The 17,019-nt window shown below is 40.8% G+C and carries 15 protein-coding genes; 1 reads left to right on the top strand and 14 read right to left on the bottom strand.

Features of this window, described 5'->3' with window-relative positions; genetic code table 11:
* Positions 1–30 precede the first annotated feature (30 nt).
* From AB5213_RS12105 to AB5213_RS12040, 14 genes are all read right to left on the bottom strand, one after another.
* Positions 31–1,041 (bottom strand): hypothetical protein, encoded by a 1,011-nt coding sequence (locus AB5213_RS12105; protein ID WP_368276774.1) that lies wholly within the window; start codon positions 1,039–1,041, stop codon positions 31–33.
* Positions 1,042–1,045: 4 nt separating this feature from the next.
* Complete coding sequence (locus AB5213_RS12100) at positions 1,046–1,801, bottom strand: sortase B protein-sorting domain-containing protein (RefSeq protein WP_055155977.1); 756 nt, start codon at positions 1,799–1,801, stop codon at positions 1,046–1,048.
* A gap of 13 nt (positions 1,802–1,814) precedes the next feature.
* The gene (locus AB5213_RS12095; RefSeq protein WP_227120888.1) at positions 1,815–2,561 is read right to left on the bottom strand and encodes a hypothetical protein; all 747 of its coding nucleotides are present in this window, start codon (positions 2,559–2,561) and stop codon (positions 1,815–1,817) included.
* Positions 2,562–2,573: 12 nt separating this feature from the next.
* The gene (locus AB5213_RS12090; RefSeq protein ID WP_368276773.1) at positions 2,574–3,095 is read right to left on the bottom strand and encodes a hypothetical protein; all 522 of its coding nucleotides are present in this window, start codon (positions 3,093–3,095) and stop codon (positions 2,574–2,576) included.
* A 15-nt stretch (positions 3,096–3,110) separates the two neighbouring features.
* On the bottom strand, positions 3,111–4,127 hold the full coding sequence (locus AB5213_RS12085) for a DUF5979 domain-containing protein (protein WP_368276772.1): 1,017 nt from the start codon (positions 4,125–4,127) through the stop codon (positions 3,111–3,113).
* A 29-nt stretch (positions 4,128–4,156) separates the two neighbouring features.
* The gene (locus AB5213_RS12080) at positions 4,157–5,023 is read right to left on the bottom strand and encodes a class C sortase (RefSeq protein WP_368276771.1); all 867 of its coding nucleotides are present in this window, start codon (positions 5,021–5,023) and stop codon (positions 4,157–4,159) included.
* 33 nt (positions 5,024–5,056) lie between these two features.
* Positions 5,057–5,926, bottom strand: a complete 870-nt coding sequence (locus AB5213_RS12075; protein ID WP_368276770.1) for a class C sortase — start codon at positions 5,924–5,926, stop codon at positions 5,057–5,059.
* A gap of 88 nt (positions 5,927–6,014) precedes the next feature.
* A complete protein-coding gene (locus AB5213_RS12070; RefSeq protein ID WP_368276769.1) occupies positions 6,015–7,415 on the bottom strand; it encodes a SpaH/EbpB family LPXTG-anchored major pilin in 1,401 nt (466 codons plus the stop codon).
* 110 nt (positions 7,416–7,525) lie between these two features.
* Positions 7,526–11,782 carry a VWA domain-containing protein gene (locus AB5213_RS12065; RefSeq protein WP_368276768.1) on the bottom strand — a complete coding sequence of 1,419 codons (4,257 nt, stop codon included), beginning with the start codon at positions 11,780–11,782 and terminating at the stop codon, positions 7,526–7,528.
* Positions 11,783–11,794: 12 nt separating this feature from the next.
* A complete protein-coding gene (locus tag AB5213_RS12060) occupies positions 11,795–11,938 on the bottom strand; it encodes a hypothetical protein (protein ID WP_243863669.1) in 144 nt (47 codons plus the stop codon).
* 670 nt (positions 11,939–12,608) lie between these two features.
* Positions 12,609–12,836, bottom strand: a complete 228-nt coding sequence (locus AB5213_RS12055) for a hypothetical protein (protein ID WP_368276767.1) — start codon at positions 12,834–12,836, stop codon at positions 12,609–12,611.
* A gap of 34 nt (positions 12,837–12,870) precedes the next feature.
* On the bottom strand, positions 12,871–13,845 hold the full coding sequence (locus AB5213_RS12050) for a hypothetical protein (RefSeq protein ID WP_368276766.1): 975 nt from the start codon (positions 13,843–13,845) through the stop codon (positions 12,871–12,873).
* Positions 13,846–14,134: 289 nt separating this feature from the next.
* Positions 14,135–14,566 carry a hypothetical protein gene (locus tag AB5213_RS12045; RefSeq protein ID WP_195253433.1) on the bottom strand — a complete coding sequence of 144 codons (432 nt, stop codon included), beginning with the start codon at positions 14,564–14,566 and terminating at the stop codon, positions 14,135–14,137.
* 47 nt (positions 14,567–14,613) lie between these two features.
* Positions 14,614–15,858, bottom strand: coding sequence for a BTAD domain-containing putative transcriptional regulator (locus AB5213_RS12040; RefSeq protein WP_368276765.1), 1,245 nt, complete (start codon positions 15,856–15,858; stop codon positions 14,614–14,616).
* A 189-nt stretch (positions 15,859–16,047) separates the two neighbouring features.
* On the opposite strand from AB5213_RS12040, the gene AB5213_RS12035 reads away from it, so the two are divergent.
* The gene (locus AB5213_RS12035; protein WP_368276764.1) at positions 16,048–17,019 is read left to right on the top strand and encodes a transglutaminase-like domain-containing protein; all 972 of its coding nucleotides are present in this window, start codon (positions 16,048–16,050) and stop codon (positions 17,017–17,019) included.

Below are 17,019 nucleotides of genomic sequence, written 5' to 3'. Positions count from 1 at the left end.
AAAAGACTTCTCCTTTAGTGCCGCGCTTTTTTATTTTGCACGTTTTTTCAAGAATACGATCAGTCCTACGAGAGCTGCTACCGCAACAACGATAATGCCGATCCCTGCTGCAATCGGAGTTTTGCTCGTCTTGTCTTTCGCATCGATATTTCCTTTTGGAGTGTCTTCATCATCCAGATCTACCAGAGACTTTGGTGTCTGTTCATCCTCAGATGTTGCAGTATCTTTATCTTTAGCTGTCGTATCCTGAGAATCGTTATCTGTCGTTGTACCATCGGTTGTACCGGTTGTGGTTCCGTCTGTTGTGCCACCGGTAGTTCCGGTTGTAGTTCCACCGGTAGTTCCGGCAGTTCCACCGGTAGTTCCGGCAGTTCCACCGGTTGTGCCGCCTGTCGTGCCACCTGCTGTACCGGCATTACCGGTACCTGTGCCAGGAGTTGCTGTACCAGGAACAGTCGTTGTGATGGTGGTTGTTGTTGTAACAACACGGTCTGTAGCACCCGGTTTGTAGGTAAACGTAAATACATTCTCAGATACATTATTACTCAAAGTCTTGGTAAGTGCAAGAGCATCTGGAATATAATTCTCGATATACTGATAAGCGACGATTGGTTTGTCACCGACATTTCCGTAGAAGGTCTGGCTTTCTGCAAGCGCCTTACCGGAAGCATCCTGATAGTTTACGGTGTAGGCAACCATGTCCTTTTTGATTCCATAGGCTACTACATAGTCGGCATCGCCGGTTACATTGTCTAATACAGGAGAAGCAAGAGCTTCTTCATTGTCACGTCCGCTGAGACGGATTCCTTTGATATAGTATTTGTCATCGGTTACCTGAACGTCCTTCAGATTAAAAGTAACAGTAGAACCGGCACGAGAATCCTGCTCCAACTTAGCCAGACCGTTTATCGTTCCTTTATTACCTGCCGATAAAGTTACCTTATAGGTATACCCGTCAGCAGCCATAACGCTCATCGTGGATGCACCGATCGTCATTGATACAGTCAGAAGAGAAACCAGTAATTTTTTCCATCTTTTCATCTGCTTACTCTCCTTTCCGTCTGCGTTTCTTTGTGTTCTTGTTATATGTGTAGATTCCGTATGCCAGAAGGATCAGTCCACTGATGAGTGCAAGCACACAGAAGAGAAGAACTCTTGCGGTATCACCGGTCTTAACGGTGTTGGTAGTCTTGACGATTTTCGTCTTGGTAATGGTATTGCTTACTTTTACCTTTTCCACTGCAAAGTTCATACGAAGCTTTGCGAGCGTGTTCTGATAACCATTGCCCTGTGTCTCACCTTCGATACCGATGGTAAGGTGTACGGTTCCGGTACCATTGGAAGCAAGACGACCGAGGTAGAAATATTTCTCGGTAGAGTTTCCAAGCTCCTTCAGACCTTCACCGGTCTTAGAAGAACCTTCACCTCCGACGGTATCACTGTTATAGAGTACCTTTTCGGTATTGTCACTTCCAACATAAGTCAGCTTGTATTCGTAAGCACCGCCTTCAGCGGATTCCTGTGCTTCCTCCAGTGTCTGGATGATCTCATTGGTCATGTACCAATCGGTCTCGCCTTTATCGGAGTTTTTCAGCTGAACCTTCAATTCGATGCTGTCACCCGGCTGGATCGTTGCCAGCTCATCGGAAACAGTCTTGTTTTCAAAATTGCTTTCCATCTTGTCGCCGGTGAAATGAACCTGCCATCCGTCGGCTCCCTGATAATCCTTTGCAAATGCAGTTGTGTGTACCCCTGCTGCCATTATCACTGTCATGGCGAGGCACAAAATTTTCTTTTTCATACTCTGTACCTCCCTACTGTAAGCTCATTGTTGTTTCGTCGTCTGATACATTCACGTCCACGCCCCAGGCACTCTTGATTGCGTCCTTTGCGTTGTGTGTCTGAACTGCATCCACCTCTGCGTCAATGTGGAAGGTGTAACCATTGTACTTGTAAGTATAAGTGATGGTTTTGTCCTTTACTGTTTTCTCTACCTCTGTTGCAATCTTCGGATCAATGCGGAGTGTGTCAGATAATGCCGGTGTGGTATCTCCGGCTTTTACTGCCTTTGTGTAATAAAGAACGGTTCTTTCGTCGGTGGTCTGCTGATCTGCAACTACCCAGCCGTTAGCGGTAAGGAAATTCAGTTCGATCAGATCTGGTGAAAGAGTGGTGTTCTTATTGCCCTCTTTGTCCTGCCAGCTCTTGGTAAGGATCACACGCACGAAGGTGTCGATGTTACCGCTGTTCTGAACACTGAGCTCTTCTTTGTATTTCTTTCCGGGTGCGAATTTCTCCTTTTCTCCGAGAAGGCCTGTCAGGAGTTCCCCGTTTGTTACTTCTTGCTGGTTCTTAGATGTAAAATCCTGGCTGCTGACGACATCGCCATTCTCTAAAAGAGATACGCCGATATTCTGCATCTCGATCTGTGCGGAATAATTCTCACTGTAGTAGGTGAGTGCGGCACGTGTACTGCCGACAGTACTGCCAATCAACAGGAGCGCTGATGCTGTCAGAAGCAGGGCCGATTTTTTTGGAAATGATTTCTTTTTCTTTTTCATATTCGTTCCCTCCTATTCTGTGGTTTTACTGTCTTCTGTTGTCTCAGTTGTGATTACATGATTCCAGTCTGCATATGGGTTTCCATTTTCATCGTAAAGAACCGGTGTGCATTCCTGGATAACTACGATATTGAATTCTTCCGGTTTATCCTTCCCTTCCGGGAATTTGTAAGAGATATTGAGTTCCGTTGAGGTTAACTCTTTTGCCGGAAGAACTTCTTTATAGTGCCAATAACCATCATTTTTGGCTTCCCATTTATCCGGATCAGCAGTATAGGTAAGTTCCATTGGGGCAAATGCTTTTACTCTTACGAAGCAATCATAATCACCGGTATTTTTAATGGTAACGTGTTTCCCTTTTTCATCTACTTTTTCGTATGGGACTGTCTCAGTAAATCCCATATTCATTTTCACACCGCCACCGGCTGTCGAATAAGTTGTAAAATACGCCATCGCGCTTCCAACTGCCAGGGTTCCGGTAAGAGCAAGTGCTGCTGTTGCCATGATAAGTGGTTTTTTATGTAACTTTCTCATTCCGACTCCCCCTTCCTAGTTCTTTTCTGCCGGTTCGGTGTACTGATACTGACCATTTTCGTTCAGCTTGAAATTATTTTTTACACCGTAGCCGCCATTCATATTGTCATCGACATCATTTGTAAAGGAAACGGATGCCAGATCGCCCTTTGCATCTTTATCGGTTGCTACAATCGTTGTCTCTTGATCTTTTTCTGAGATAAGCTTGTAGCTTGCACCGCTGTAGACTTCTGTAACCTTTACTGTAGCTCCTGCAGGAATCTTTGTAATTGTTACGGAAGAGTCACCTGCGGCTTCAAAGTCAAGAGACTCGATGCGGGTTTCTGTTTTGTTGCTCTTAAGTGGTGTAATTTCAATCTGGAATACGAAGGTTGCTTTCTTACCGGTTGTTGCATTATGATTTGCAAGTGTTTTATTGATCTTCAGATCACCGTATCTTGCATGTTCTTCCGGTTTCAGACCAATCGCATTGCTATCTGTCAGATCGTAGATCCAGTCATCGTTTCTGTTAGCTTCATCTTCGATATTATAATAGTTATTGGTCGGAAGTGATACCAGGTAAGGTGTAAAGGTATAGGTATAATTCGTGGTAACTACTTCCGGTGTATCTACAAGGTAAAGTCCGGTATCAAGACCATCTTTATTTCCGATACCACCTGTTAAGGTAACTGTATCGACCGGTTTTACGGAATCACTCAGCTTTTCTTTTGCTTTCTTTGCACGCTCAGCCCATTTGCTTGCTGCATCGTTATTATCAGCCCTTACCGAAGATACATCCAGTCCGGTGAAATCTTTGGTTGCGGTATAGTTACCGGATACGTCTACATCTGCCACCTTATAAAGATTCACTTTAATGTCAGTGCCGGCAGCTGTCAGTTCGTTGCCCTCTCCGCTTACACTGAATGAAACCGAACACTTCCGGTTCGTCTCAATCGCATTTGCAGCTCTGGCACCAGGCAGAGTGAGAAGCGGAAATGCAAGAGCGAGAGCTAACAAAAACGTTGTTCCCTGTTTTAATCGTTTATTCATCATCGCCTCATGTCCTCCTTAAGAAATCTTGGTTATTCTTTGTGAGCGTTTCTCTTAGAAAGGAATCGCAAGAGAATGATCACAAGAATCGTGATTGAAAGTCCTAAAATTAAATAGAGCATATAATAATTCTGAATGGCTTTTACCATAGAATCTGTAACTGATTCGGTAGCATCCTCTTCGCCGTTATATGGAACTCTGGTTCCTCTTACGAGAAGACGGTGGGAATTGACTCCGTATGGAGTACAGGTAAATAAAGTTACCTGGTCTTTTCCTTCTTCAATTTGGAGTGCTTTCTCCAGTGTTTCATGATCGTCTTTGTCTACCATCGGAAGAATCTGGTCTACCTTGTAGGCAAGGACTTCATCTAGTACATGGATGTAAAATTTATCGCCAACTTTGAGTTGATCGATATCGGTAAAAAGCTTTGCGCTTGGAAGTCCACGGTGAGCTGCGAGAACACTGTGGGTACTTTCCCCTCCGATCGGAAGCTTTGTGCCGTTCAGATGTCCGACACCGGTCTGCAGATCCTTGTCACCGGTGCCATGGTAAATGGCAAGCTTGATGTTGATCTTCGGAATGGAAAGATATCCCATTACTCCGTCATCTGCAACGTTCAGGATCTTCCAGTATTCGGTGTCTTTGATGTCATTTTCATCTTCACCAAATACATCTCCGTAGAGGTTGTTCTGCTGAATGGTATCATTGAAAGCTTTTGCCTTTTCCCACTCAGAGGTGAAGTCCTCCGGTTCCATGTCCTGTATTGTATTGTCATAGCTGCTGATCAGCTGATTCTGTCTGTAGGTGTTCCACTGGTTGGATACCGTCGGGTAGATCAGAATCCCAAATCCTATCAAGAATAACAGACCGAAAAGGAAGGTTGAGATTTTTCTTTTCATAGGCATATTCCCTTTCTCGTTCTTATTCTCTTTTTAAGAGGTCTCATTTTTCTTCTTTTGAAGCTTCTTCTCCTTTAAGTATAGCACAAGGATGAAGATTATGGTAATTACAAGACCAATAATTACCCATAAAAGATAATTTGTATGAAGACTAATTCCGCTGAGCGGTGTCTTCTCATCGGCAACTTCCTGTTCCACATAAGGTACTCTGTGACCACGGACCAAAAGCCGCTCGGTATTGACTCCGTATGGAGTACAGGTAAGAAGTGTTACAAGATCTTTTCCTTCTTCTACTGCAAGAGAGGAAGTTTCTTCCGGTTTTACTACGGAAATCTTGTCGACTTCATAACATAATGTTTCGTTTAATACATGGATCAGAAAATGATCGCCTTCTTCCAGCTGATCCAGATCGGTAAAAAGAGACGCACTCGGAAGTCCACGGTGTGCGGAGATAACGGCGTGTGTACTTTTACCGCCGATTGGAAGAGAGCTTCCTTCCAGATGTCCGGCTGCCTGTTTGAGAACATCTTCATCGGTAGTGTGGTAGATCGGAAGCTTGATGTCAATCTTCGGGATCTCCACGATTCCCATCATCTCGTCACCGGCAATATTCAGAGCATCCATGTAGGACTGGTCTTCTTTGTCACTGGCTGCGGCTACTGCAAATGAGTCAGGAAGGATACTTGGAAGTAATGCTTCGTTGTAAGCTTCTGCTTTCTGCAGTTCTGCGTCATAATCAATCTCATGTGCTGCATCCTTTTCGGATACAGTCTGTTTATAACTGCTGATCAATTGCTTCTGCCTGTAGTTATTCCACTGGTTTGCAACGAATGGATACAGCAGTAAGGACAACCCGGCTAAAAATATGATGCCAATAATAAGTTTGTTTGCTTTGCGTTTCATCCGAACTCTCCTTGCTGTTGTATTATTTTTTAGGAATCCGGGGCGACCTGCCCCGGATTCAATATCTGATTATAAATAATTATTGCAATTATTTGTTGTCTGATTTCTTGCGGCTTGCGAAGAACAGACCAGCTGCTGCGATCATGATAACGCATCCAGCGATTGTGAAGATTGTTGTACCGATGCCACCGGTTGATGGAAGGGAAGAAAGTTTGGTATCATTCATGGATGTTGAACCTGAAACTGTTACAACACCATCTTTTTTTTCTTTAGTAAGTGTTACAGTAGAAGAGGTTGAATTAAGAGAATATCCATCAGGTGCTACAGTTTCTTTGAAGTAGTAAGTTTCATTGATATCAAGACCTTTAACGGTAGCTATTCCGTTCGTACCAGTTACGACTTTACCAGCACCTTCTGGAACTTTTGTAGCTGTTCCTTCAAGCCATTCGCCAGTTACATATCCATTAGCAATTTTTGCATATAAATATTTGCCGTTTTCAATTTTGTATACTGCAAATTCTGCACCTTCAAGTGTTGGTCTTTCACCATCTTTTTCTTCACCATATTTGGTAATGGTAGCTGTTCCGGTATATACAGTAACAGTAACTTTTCCATCCGGAATGTGATTAGATTCTACTTTGTTTGTAGCTGTATCTACAGAGTTAATTCTTGCACTATAAGTAATGACAACTTCCTGACCAGCATAAGTATTTTCATCTGTTGCATACTTTGAAAAATTTAATGTAATTTTATTGTTTGGTTTATCGAGGTCAAAGGCTACGTCAATAATTGGTGTTCCAGCGATTGTAATAGTTGCGTTGTCAAGGATAAAATCAGCACCTGTAAGAGTATCAGTTACTACAAAAGTTGTAATTTCACCTATTTTTACATAAGGAACGGTTGTTTTTACAGTGTAAGTTACTGTATCGCCAACTTCTGCAACGTCATCATCGACAGTTTTAGTAATATTATATGATTCTGCTTTTGCTACAGCAGATGCATCAATAGGTTTAATTAAATTATTGTTTTTGTCATAACCATATGTTGTAACAACCATTGGGCTATATTTAGTTTCACTTTCTGTGTCTCTTACAAGAACGAGATAAGCACCAGCTTGTAATTCTTTTCCTGTATTTGGAAAAGCAACAGAATTAGCAAATACTCCATTGGCGTCTGCTGTTGTTGTTATTGTATCAAAAGCATCGATGCTATCCTGAGCAATTTTTTCCTTTAATGCGTTCAATTTGTCGGCCTTTTTTAAATCATCTTCTGTAGTAATAATACCGTCTGCAAATGAATTTAAAGACCAAGCATTATCAGTATCATTTAAACGATAAATTTCATAAATTTTTACTTCTTGTGGGTGGTTGGTTGCAAGACCACTAATTGTAATTGTTGCACCAGCTTTTGCAGCAAACGATGTCATACTCATTCCGAGTACCATAGCCAGTGTTAATAACACTGCAAAGAGTTTTCTCATCTTCTTCATATTTTTGTCTCCTTTTCTTTTAAGGGCTTTGCCCATTTTTTATTGTCCCCTCATATGGGATAATAACGTTTTTGTGTGGCAAGAAGCCACTGAAAAATTAATTCTTACAATTATTTTTCCAGCACCTCCTTGCATTTGCTTTTATATAAGATCCATACGGCTGCAAACATAAGTAACATGCCGCCAATCATATACAAGTAAATTCCGGTGCCTCCGGTGTGAGGCAGTTCATAAAGCAAATCATTTGCCACTGTAATGACGTAGGTATTATTTGTTGTTTTAACCTTTACATTTGTATTTCCTGAAACGGTAATACCTTTATCATTTACTGTTACAGTGATAGGATTTGCCAGCTTGGTATAACCTGATGGTGCTTTCACCTCAGTCAGTGAATAAGTACCATAAGCAATATCGCCTTCCAAGACTAGACCATTTGCATCTGAAATGTAAGTTCCATTTGTATTTGTGCCAATCTTTACTACTTTTCCATTACTGTCTACCAGAGTAAATTCTGCATCTTTCAGATAAATATCCGGTGTACCTTCTGCATGTCTTGTTTTCAGAATTTTAATTTTCTGAGCACTCTTGGTATTTGTAATGGTGTAACGATTACCAGATGTACTATAAGTTACTGTGTATGTCGTTCCTCTGATAGTTGTTGTTCCATCTGCGTTGATTATACTGTACTTATGACCCTTATAAATAATTGTCCCGTTTGTGTCATCCAACTTCAGCTCACGAACACCGCCGTAATTATCTGCTTCTTCTACAGTGAAAGAACCACTGTAATTTTTCCCAGGTAACAATTCAAGAATGCGTCCTGAAACCGGATTTCCAGTTTTATCAATTAATTGTACTAAAACGGTATCCTTTGGATCAGTGATTCCTACCCAAGTTTTTTTAACTCGAATCTGTTCAACTTGAACAACTGGTTTTCTATAATTTTCTGTAACATTGCTGTCTTTCCACTTATAAGAAATCGTTGCTGCGCTGTTTGAATAGAAACCTGCCTTTTCTGATGATGTTCCAGTTTCAACTGCAGAATAACCATCTGAAGATGCATCTGTGTATTTATCACCTTTGTTAGGATAAGCTGTCTTTTGATATTCATCAAATGCAGTCTGGTTAGGCACAACATTTGTAATGGACAGATAATAATAGTAATTTTCTTTGAACGTGTAACTATCTTCAAATTTTAGTGCTGCGGTTTTCGTATCTTTATTGTAACTTACCGTAGCAATTTTAGTAGTACCTTCGTAAACATCACTGGCAGCTAAAGAACCATCTGTTAATGTAAATTCACGTCCCTTGCCTGACACATTTGTGTAACCATTTGCGGTTTTCTGTGCAATATTTACTTTAATTTTTGTATTAGCTGTTGTATCTACATACTTGCTTAATGTATCAGTAATTGTAACCTTTGAGCATGCCAACGTTAAGATGTCACCAGCAATACTTGTAAATTCTCCTGTAAGATCGGAAGGATTTGAATAATTAATCGCTCTTTTGGTACTTGCTGTAACTGCTCCAGATAGTCTCTCTAAAATACTTAATCCACTGATTTGTTCAGAAATATCGTATCCATTAGAATAAGTTCCACCATCTGGACAAGTTCCTTGATTCCATCCACCCCATGTATAATAACCATGTTCCCATTTTTCTTCGTCATCATGTGTATAAATATTAATAGAGTTTGGAAGTCCAATTCCAACTGCATAAAACCTTTCGCAGCTAATCTTACCAGCAGATGTTACTGCTGCCTCAAGCGTTTTTTTGCTTGTCTCTTTTCCATATCCATATGGTTTTGTTCCATAGTAAGTCGGTTTTCCATCTGTCAGGAAAATGACAATTTTCTTTGCATTTTCTCTATTACTGTTATTTATTGCGGTGGCAGCTTGTGATAATCCCTGGTCATAATTTGTTCCGCCATCTGCGGACAAATTTTTTACTGCTTTCTTCAGGTTAGTTCCATTAACCCAATCATTTGTTTTTGTTTTAGCTGATGAACTAAAGGTGACTAATTTGTATTTTGTATCTACTGTTTCCTTTTTTGCATCAAAAACATCTACTAAGGCGTTAATTGCCTTCTTTGTATTTGTTAAATTACTTCCATCCATACTACCAGAAGTATCAACCACCAGCACAATATCAACAAAAGCTTTCTTTACATCGGAGCCAATTGTTCCGGAAGCATTCAGTGTAATATCATATGTACCATCGTCATTACGTTTGATGTACTTTTCATGAAACATCTTGCTTTCAACAGTTTCACCGGAACCGCCATTCTGAGAATAGTTATTTTTAAATTCTACGCTCCTGGAATTTCCAACTGCAATGTTCATATTTGTAGAAGTAATTCCGCTTCCGGCTACCGTACTGTCTACGAATATAGATGTATTTCTAGTATATCCTGATACATCTAATGGACCTGTTTCTTCGATATTGATGTCACCACATTTATCCTGTGGAATATTTACAATCGTACTTCCTCTGTAAACGCCATTTTCATATGTCCAGGTCATATCATTATATGATAAGGTTCTTACATCACTTACTTTAAACGAAAGTTTGTTAGCCAATGTCTCTGCATCTGCAGCGCTCAAACCGGTAATGGTTTTGGTTACAGTAACATTTGCTGTACCTGCTACTGGTGTCAATCTGTCTCGTGTAAATCTTACATTATCAATAAAGTTTCCGACTGTATCAATATTGGATGCTGTACTACCTGCAACGAAGAAGAAACGTGTAGAATACTGATTACTTGCTACAGTATAAGTTCCCTGATGAGTTGTCCAAGAACGATCTCCGTCTGTATAGGTAGCAACCATTGCTCCCGGATACTTTTCCTTATTATTGACAACGTCTAACACCTGAGCCTGAGTCGTAATATTTTTAGCCAGGTCACTGGACATTGCAACAACATACATTGTATCATATTCTACCGCAGAGCTATCATTTCCGTTCGATCCTCGTGCTCTATGTGCCACCTGATAATTTAAAACTTCTCCGGGTGTCGTAAGAACATCCTGATATAATGCTCCGGCAGCTGCACAGTTAAGTTCTGCAAACTGATTTCCATCTGCTGCTATCTCATCTCCATGCCAATTATATCTCTGATCTCTGTCATCATAACGTTTTAATGATGTTCCTGATGTCGTAGTAACAATTTCGATATCCGCACCTTCCTCATCAGACCATCTGGTATCTGCCTCATGTGTACCTGTTGTCTGCCAAACACCGTCTAATCTTTTATAATTTTCATTTGAGAACTGCCAGTTATTTGTATTCTGATGATAATCCGTAACAATTGGTGTCTCAAAACTTCCATTCTGTACTTCATAGTATCCGGTCACATTATATACAGAACTTGTTGCAAGTGCTGTTACTCCGTCCCTTGGCAAGCCGTACTCATTTAAATCATTTTTAGCATACGCTTTTACTTTATAGGTTACTGAGTTATTCCCATTATATTTGAGCGCTCCACCATTCAATGCAATGTAGAGATCTTTTCCATCAGTGCTAATATCTTTTCCGAGGTTTGTACCTGTCGTACTGGAATACTGTGTTGGAATCTGCTGTTCCTCATCTGCACCATTTATGCTTCGATACCAAACATATCCAACATCTGCCGTTGTATCACTGTAATTAGCTGTCAGCTTTCCATAGTTTTCTGTAATACTTACTGTTCTTTGTGTATCAGCAACCTGAACATTATTGTTTTCCTGTGGGGTAGATTCATTTTTTTCTGCTTTTGGATTTTCTGGTTCAGTAACATCTTCTGTAGTTTTGTTAGTTGCCTTTTCAATTACATCAAAACATCCAACTACGATTGACTCTGTTTTCATCTCTACATCTTCTTCAAACTGAAGTGTATTTTCATTCAGTTCATATAATGTAGTTGTATTATTAGAAGAATCATATACAAATCCCATTGCATGGGTTGTATCTAATGCTGTGTTTTCAAAACGGAAATGAATCGGTTTTTCAGGAATCTGTGCATTTGCTTCAGGACTGACAGAAAATGATACATCTCCCATTATCGTCTGATGAATCGTATATTCAGTGATTCCACGAGCTTCCAGTTCATTCTGAATATTTTCGATTACGGTCGACTCTTCTGTTTCCGATTGTAGATTCATTTGTAGAGTTGCATTTTCTTCCGTTGACTGGAATGCTTCTCCCGGTATGGTAGCAAATAAAGTACCCTGTGAGACACCATCTTTCATGATTTCACTGGATAACTCCACTGTATCTGTTGGAACACGATGAACGGTTCCTTCATCAGCAAATGCTGATATCGCACTGCTAAGCACAAGTACCATGCAAAGCATGAATGCTATTAATCGTTTCTTTGTATTACTTTTCATGGCGTCCTCCTTCTATTCCTCAATTCTGACTTCATAATTGTTATCAAGTGCTCCGTCTATCAGCTTCAATAATTCAAGGGCACTGCGGAAATGCTGCTCTCGCTGCTCTTCCACCCAAGTAACGCTGCCCTGCCAGGTACCGTTCTGCTGATCCATGATTTTTATTAAAAAAGTTCTTGTATTTTTTTGCTTTTTATTCATGTCAGTTTTCATCTGCCCTTCCTAATTATTTAGACTTTTTTATCTTATATAGGTATTGTATCTGACAAAGCATTACGTGAATCATTACCAATAACGAAAAATATTAACTTTTTTAAGTTATAACAAGAAATAGTAATGTTTTTGTAATAATATAATGATTTGATACCAGGGTCAAAAGGTCAGAAAGCCGATGCAAACTTGCTTGCAAGAGGATTTTTGACCTCTTGACCCGCCAAAACCATGAGTAAGTAGCCATTTTTCAAAGAAAAATGAGCGGATTACGAATGCTTTTGAGGATTGCGAGAGTGCAAAGCACGTAGCAATCTGGTATCAAAGGGGCAAAATACCTTTGAACCCCAACATCATGATTTGTAGGAGTGCGTAATATTTGCGTCTGACTCTACTATATGTATTGGGATATTAAAATAGAAGTAAAAGTTGGGAATAATGTGATGGAGGTGCAAAAAGTATAGATTGCGGGGAGCGCATAGAAAAGGAGCAATCTGGTTATAGCGGTGAAGGAGAGGAGTTTTCCGGACAAAAAGATCCCGTGACTGATATTGGGGAGATGCACTGCATCTTAGACGGTGATCAGTCACGGGATGGGGTAAGGGTTATTTAGTTTTTATTCAATGCCTAATTCTTTTAATAGTTTCTTTTGGTATTCGATGTCTTTTGCGGCATGTTCCAGATCGTTGTAGCGTTTGGCATTTAGAAGACATATGGTTAACTGGTTTAATTCTGCTCTGATTTCAGCGCGTCCTTCCATAAGCCCTTCCGCTCTACCTTCTTCTCTGGCATCTTCCTTCAAGGTTTTCTCATATAAGTCTTTATCATATGTCGTCAGGATCATATTTGTTACCTCCGTTTGGCATAACGCAGATAATTTACTTAGTATCATTCGATTCAATGCCAAATTCTTTTAATAGTTTCTTTTGATATTCGATATCTTCGGTAGCACGTTCGAGGTCATTGTAGCGCTTGGATTTTAAGAGATATTTGTTTAGCTGATTTAGATATTCCATACCTTCTTCTCTGCCTTCCACTCTGCCTTCTTCTCTGCCTCTAGCGCGTCCTTCCATAAGTCCTTCTTCTCTACCTTCTTCTCTGGCATCTTCCTTCAAGGTTTTCTCATATAAGTCTTTATCATATGTCGTCAGGATCATATTCGTCACCTCCGCTCGATGTTTCTTGAGAAAATCTGCCAACACATCCTGGTGAATACAGGTATCAATTGCTTTTTCTAATGCATCTTCTACAGAAGGTTCCGACTGTATATATTCCCTGACACATTGGACAAATATGGAATATTCTTCAAGCCTTCTGCAGTGCTTCATCAGCTCCTGATTGTGACCATAGTTGATGTTCAACATGGTTGCGGTGCATTCCAGGCAAGGTGCGTCGTTATTTGTATTTTCAAAGCAGTCTGAAAGCTTTAACTCCATGGAATCTGGCTGATTTTTTGTACCATTGTAAAAGACAATATATTTCGGCTTTGGAAGCCTGACTCTTTTTTCATGGTAGATCATCAGATTATTATCTGCAACATACCCTTCATATAACCGGGAGAAATAAAAGACTCCGCGAAGAGGCATGTTTGGGTTAAAAGTGCTTTGATGTTCATACAGATTCATGGTTCCGCCGACCAGAAAGGACACATCATTTTTCATGGACAGATAAAGGACATCTTCCAATGTGTTTACCTCCAGGTCATCAGGGTTCTGATAGTCCGTGCGGTTGATCGCATTATAAAGCTGCAGCAGATCTTCTTTGTTATTAAAGATCATTCTCCATAACCGGTCCTTATACTGCCGGTTGTGGGTTTGTTTGCTATGGCGAGATTTCTTCTTTTGTTTTCTCATTGCTTACCTCCATTATAATAGAAAACAGTTCATAAGTAAATTCGCCATATCTCATGTTTCATGTAGATATATAATTTTTTCTACAATCAAAGAATTCATATATCATATATGATTCGATTTTCTACATACGCCTATTCAAATGGTACTGGAGTTTTTTATGAAAAGCAATTAAGAAAGAATAAAATTATAAGATAATTAAAAGGCACCCTCTGATCACATTCCGTGATCAGAGGGTGCCTGTATAATTCTTATTCATTCATGTAATGATATCTCTCACAATGCCATTCCTTTAAACTAATGCATTGCTGAGAATTTTAAGCAGTTCAAGTACGCTTACAAACTGTTGTGTAGAGTTACCTTCAATCCAGCGGACGATGCCCTGCCAGGATGAATTCTGGCGGTATCTGACATTGAGAAAGAAAGTCCCTTTTTGTCCACGATTCTCGATGAAATCTTCCGGTGACTGTACTTTATCAAGCCGGTCAACACCTGAAAACTGGGTTGAAGTGAAAGAACGTGCGCTGGTGGATGCCTGTGGAAATTCGAGTTTGTCGAAGAAATCATCAGCTAATTCGATCAACTGAAGGATATTGGTGAATTTCCAGGGTTCTTTGCTGTAGCAGTGATAAATCCGACCGGACAGCTCTCCATCATTAATATTATCAATACACATGTTAATAAAGTTTGGTGCATACCAACTGATTTGATAGCTTTGTTCCATAAATTATCTCCATTTCTGCCCTGCTGCGAAGATAACATGATTGCAGCTTACCAGGTTTTATTCTCAGTATTGAACTGAATCGGTGAATCTTGCCGGTCTACTTCGGCTACAGAGGACACGAAGTAGTCCAGGTACTGCTTCCAGCTTTTATGCTCTCTGGAGAAGTATCTCTGGATTCTGTCGAAAATCATGCTGCAGTTCTCTTTGTTCGTACCAACGAGAAGTATCAGAAACTGTGATGGGCTGTATTTGGTAAAGGAGTCTCCTTTACGTAGACACTGCTGGATCGTATTCTGAAGCTCACCTGAAAGAACTTCAAGCTTGTCCGGCTTGTCCATCGGCATTCCTTTTCCGTTGGTGATGCTACATAACATTAAGTATACGGACTGTCCGTTCCTCTCAATGATTCGGGAAACGAGACGGTAACTGTCACGGAAACTTGGCAGGCTGCAGTAAAAAGCACCGCCGCGTATATCGTCCTCTTTCAGACGTTCCTTGATGTCGCCGAGTTCCTGTGGTTTGTAGTTAAGGCGGCTGCTCATCTGCTCGAACTGCTGCATCATATGTTCAGAAGGGCGGATTCCAAGCTCTTCGAAAAATAATTTGGCAGTGTTCTCATATTCCTGCACAGCATCCTTATAGCGGTTCAATGCCATATAGCAGTCGATGCGGACGGATTGCCATTCATCGAACGGATATAACTGGCATGCCGGCTCACAGAAACGAAGTGTCTCTTCATAATCTCCGCGTTCGATCAGAAGCTTACAGAGCTCCTGAAGGGATTCGGAATAAATATTCTTATAGCGGACGCTTTCAACAAGAACCCATTCATCTCCCGAGAGTTCCGGAAGAAATTCTCCACGATACATCAGACAGATTTTCTTAAGAAGTGCCAGCTTTTTTACCTTATCGGTACACGCCTGCACGTCTTTTGACAGAATCACAAACTGATGTGCATCAACTTCGGTCGGCATCGGAGCATCCCATCGGTAAATACCTTTTTTGATGTTGATATAATCATGACTCGGAAGTCCGGCATCTACGATGATCTTTTTAAGACGGTGTGCGGTTACCCGAAGGTTGTTGGCAGCATCGGCAAGTTCTTCTCTTCCGTACAGTTCATCAAGAAGCTTATCTCTGGAGATACCGGTATCGCCATGGTAGAGTAATATCTGCAACAATTTCATTGCTTTTGTCGTTGTGTTGCGTCCGAATGATACGGGAATCTCTCCGTAGCTTGCTGAGAATCCTCCGAATAAACGAACCTTTAAGACAGGTAAATGATCACTCATAAATTAACCCACAATTTTACTATTGTGATGGTTTATAACTGATTTCTATTGTAATGGTCTTTGATTTCTTTGTCAAATAAATTAAAGCAGTTTAGACCAAATAACTTCTTTTAATGTTTTGATTATGCTATAATTTTTCTAGTTGAGTTTTTGGGACTGTTTCACTGTGGAAAAGAAAGGAGGAATTCTGTGCGGCAGAACGATTTATATGAACAAAAAAGACGCTGGCAGAGGATTTTTCTTTTCTTTTTTCTGCTATTTCTGACAGGTGTACTGATACCTGGCGGATGTGCATCGGGGGGAAAAAAAAGCCAGTCCGGGAAAAAGGGGGATCCGAGAGATCCGTCGGCGCAGGTGCTTCAGACGGAGGCTTCCGGTGAAGTGACATATGGAAATGACCTGGTTGTACTGGATGCATCCCATACGGCAGATGGCTATGTGATGATCTGTTATAATGGAAGTAATGAAAAAGTCAAGCTCCAGGTGACATCCCCGGATGGCATAGAGTATACCTATCCGGTTACGGTTGTTGGTGATTATGCGGTTTATCCGCTTCCGGGCGGGAATGGTTCTTATAAGGTAACACTTCTGGAGAGTGTGTCTGTAGAGGACAATCTGTATGCGGTAAGCTTTACCCAGGATCTGGACGTACAGATCACAGATGAATTTGCCCCGTTTCTGCATCCGAATTATTATGTGAATTTCACGGCAGATTCCAAGTGTGTAAAAAAGGGTGAGAGTCTTGCAGGAAAGGACTGCTATTCTGATCTGGATGTGGTAACGCAGATTTATAATTTTGTAATTAAAAATATTTCCTATGATAAAAAGAAAGCGGAGAATGTTCCGTATGGGTACACACCGGATCCGGATGAGACACTGGATACAGGGAAAGGAATCTGTTTTGATTATGCGGCGTTGATGTCGGCAATGCTCCGGTCGCAGCGGATTCCGACGAAGCTGGAGGTTGGCTATTCCGGTGATGTGTATCATGCATGGATCAGCTGTTATGTTGATGAGATCGGCTGGGTGGATAACATCATTGAATTTGACGGAAAGAACTGGTCGATCATGGATCCGACACTTGCTGCAAACAACAGTGCTTCGGATGTGAAGAAGTATGTGGGAAATGGAAAGAATTATGTCACAAAGTATACCTATTAG

The organism is Coprococcus sp. RTP21204st1_G4_RTP21204_210225 (assembly GCF_040915385.1).
Classification (GTDB): Bacteria; Bacillota; Clostridia; order Lachnospirales; family Lachnospiraceae; genus Allocoprococcus; species Allocoprococcus comes.
This window is presented reverse-complemented; position numbering and strand designations above follow the sequence as displayed.

Excerpts from the sequence above, each read along its gene's own strand:
- AB5213_RS12105 (WP_368276774.1), bottom strand. The coding sequence starts at position 1,041 with ATGAAAAGATGGAAAAAATTACTGGTTTCTCTTCTGACTGTATCAATG.
- AB5213_RS12100 (WP_055155977.1), bottom strand. The coding sequence starts at position 1,801 with ATGAAAAAGAAAATTTTGTGCCTCGCCATGACAGTGATAATGGCAGCA.
- AB5213_RS12095 (WP_227120888.1), bottom strand. The coding sequence starts at position 2,561 with ATGAAAAAGAAAAAGAAATCATTTCCAAAAAAATCGGCCCTGCTTCTG.
- AB5213_RS12090 (WP_368276773.1), bottom strand. The coding sequence starts at position 3,095 with ATGAGAAAGTTACATAAAAAACCACTTATCATGGCAACAGCAGCACTT.
- AB5213_RS12085 (WP_368276772.1), bottom strand. The coding sequence starts at position 4,127 with ATGATGAATAAACGATTAAAACAGGGAACAACGTTTTTGTTAGCTCTC.
- AB5213_RS12080 (WP_368276771.1), bottom strand. The coding sequence starts at position 5,023 with ATGAAAAGAAAAATCTCAACCTTCCTTTTCGGTCTGTTATTCTTGATA.
- AB5213_RS12075 (WP_368276770.1), bottom strand. The coding sequence starts at position 5,926 with ATGAAACGCAAAGCAAACAAACTTATTATTGGCATCATATTTTTAGCC.
- AB5213_RS12070 (WP_368276769.1), bottom strand. The coding sequence starts at position 7,415 with ATGAAGAAGATGAGAAAACTCTTTGCAGTGTTATTAACACTGGCTATG.
- AB5213_RS12065 (WP_368276768.1), bottom strand. The coding sequence starts at position 11,782 with ATGAAAAGTAATACAAAGAAACGATTAATAGCATTCATGCTTTGCATG.
- AB5213_RS12060 (WP_243863669.1), bottom strand. The coding sequence starts at position 11,938 with ATGGATCAGCAGAACGGTACCTGGCAGGGCAGCGTTACTTGGGTGGAA.
- AB5213_RS12055 (WP_368276767.1), bottom strand. The coding sequence starts at position 12,836 with ATGATCCTGACGACATATGATAAAGACTTATATGAGAAAACCTTGAAG.
- AB5213_RS12050 (WP_368276766.1), bottom strand. The coding sequence starts at position 13,845 with ATGAGAAAACAAAAGAAGAAATCTCGCCATAGCAAACAAACCCACAAC.
- AB5213_RS12045 (WP_195253433.1), bottom strand. The coding sequence starts at position 14,566 with ATGGAACAAAGCTATCAAATCAGTTGGTATGCACCAAACTTTATTAAC.
- AB5213_RS12040 (WP_368276765.1), bottom strand. The coding sequence starts at position 15,858 with ATGAGTGATCATTTACCTGTCTTAAAGGTTCGTTTATTCGGAGGATTC.